Raw genomic sequence first — 1,196 nt, forward strand, 5'->3', positions numbered from 1 at the left:
CCTGGTGATCCGTTTTACACGGTGAGCTGGGGGTGGCCGCAGAGACCAGCGAGAAGCGACTGTTTACTAAAAACACAGGTCCGTGCGAAGCCGTAAGGCGATGTATACGGACTGACGCCTGCCCGGTGCTGGAACGTTAAGGGGACCGGTTAGCTCTGTTTCGACAGGGCGAAGCTGAGAACTTAAGCGCCAGTAAACGGCGGTGGTAACTATAACCATCCTAAGGTAGCGAAATTCCTTGTCGGGTAAGTTCCGACCTGCACGAATGGCGTAACGACTTCTCGACTGTCTCAACCATAGGCCCGGTGAAATTGCACTACGAGTAAAGATGCTCGTTTCGCGCAGCAGGACGGAAAGACCCCGGGACCTTTACTACAGTTTGATATTGGTGTTCGGTTCGGCTTGTGTAGGATAGGTGGGAGACTTTGAAGCAGCCACGCCAGTGGTTGTGGAGTCGTCGTTGAAATACCACTCTGGTCGTGCTGGATGTCTAACCTGGGTCCGTGATCCGGATCAGGGACAGTGTCTGATGGGTAGTTTAACTGGGGCGGTTGCCTCCTAAAGGGTAACGGAGGCGCCCAAAGGTTCCCTCAGCCTGGTTGGCAATCAGGTGTTGAGTGTAAGTGCACAAGGGAGCTTGACTGTGAGACCGACGGGTCGAGCAGGGACGAAAGTCGGGACTAGTGATCCGGCGGTGGCTTGTGGAAGCGCCGTCGCTCAACGGATAAAAGGTACCCCGGGGATAACAGGCTGATCTTCCCCAAGAGTCCATATCGACGGGATGGTTTGGCACCTCGATGTCGGCTCGTCGCATCCTGGGGCTGGAGTCGGTCCCAAGGGTTGGGCTGTTCGCCCATTAAAGCGGTACGCGAGCTGGGTTTAGAACGTCGTGAGACAGTTCGGTCCCTATCCGCTGTGCGCGTAGGAATATTGAGAAGGGCTGTCCCTAGTACGAGAGGACCGGGACGGACGAACCTCTGGTGTGCCAGTTGTTCTGCCAAGGGCATGGCTGGTTGGCTACGTTCGGGAGGGATAACCGCTGAAAGCATCTAAGCGGGAAGCCTGCTTCGAGATGAGTATTCCCACCTCCTTGAGAGGGTAAGGCTCCCAGTAGACGACTGGGTTGATAGGCCGGATATGGAAGCCCAGTAATGGGTGGAGTTGACCGGTACTAATAGGCCGAGGGCTTGTCCTCA

The 1,196-nt window shown here is 55.9% G+C and carries 1 rRNA gene (only partly in view); it reads left to right on the top strand.

The features are described from left to right. A 23S ribosomal RNA gene (locus tag AB0J57_RS34770) occupies positions 1–1,195 on the top strand (it extends 1,369 nt beyond the left edge of the window). The last annotated feature ends 1 nt before the right edge of the window (position 1,196 follow it).

Source organism: Streptomyces sp. NPDC049837 (assembly GCF_040674455.1).
Taxonomy (GTDB): domain Bacteria; phylum Actinomycetota; class Actinomycetes; order Streptomycetales; family Streptomycetaceae; genus Streptomyces.